This window comes from Nitratireductor sp. GCM10026969 (assembly GCF_042660605.1).
GTDB lineage: Bacteria > Pseudomonadota > Alphaproteobacteria > Rhizobiales > Rhizobiaceae > Chelativorans.
Window position 1 is genome coordinate 1 of record NZ_JBHSUM010000322.1, and the last position, 708, is coordinate 708.

1 protein-coding gene is annotated in these 708 nt (G+C 68.9%); it reads left to right on the plus strand.

The annotated features are described in order from the left end of the window. On the plus strand, window positions 1–708 hold a 708-nt coding region (locus ACFP9U_RS25265; protein WP_378625653.1), incomplete at both ends, for a cache domain-containing protein.

Below are 708 nucleotides of genomic sequence, written 5' to 3' on the forward strand. Positions count from 1 at the left end.
CTGCGCCTGGCGGTGGCGGCGCTGCGCGGCCAGCTCAACCGCTATGAGGCGCTGCCGGCGCTGATCGCCGACCATGCCCAGATCAAGGCGCTGCTGCGCGACCCGGCCGATCCCGGCCTGCGTGCACGGGGCAACGCCTATTTGAAGGAGATCAACGCCCTTCTGGAGTCCTCCGATATCTATGTCATGCGGCCCGACGGCGAGACGATCGCCGCCAGCAACCATGACCGGGAGACGAGTTTCGTCGGCGAGAATTTCAGCTACCGGCCCTATTTCCAGGAGGCCATGGAGGGGCGGCGCGGGCGCTTCTTCGCGCTCGGCACGACGTCGCTCAAGCGCGGCTATTATTTCTCCGCGCCCGTGATGGTCGATGGCGCGGTGCGCGGCGTGGTCGTCTTCAAGATCGACATCGAGCCGATCGAGGCCTCCTGGCGCGGCGGCGACCACGAGATCATCGTCACCGACCCGGAGGGCATCGTCTTCATGACCGGGCGGCCGGAATGGCTCTACACCGGCCTTCTGCCGCTCACCCCCGCCCGGCTCGCGCGCACCGAGGCGTCGCGTCGCTATGCCGATACCAGGCTGCGCCCGCTTCCCTTCACCGCCGCCACCGAGGCCGGCCACGACCTGATGACCGTCTCGGCCGGCGGGCGGGAGCGGGAATATCTGGTGCGCGCGGAGGTCATGCCGGAAGCCGGCTGGACCGTG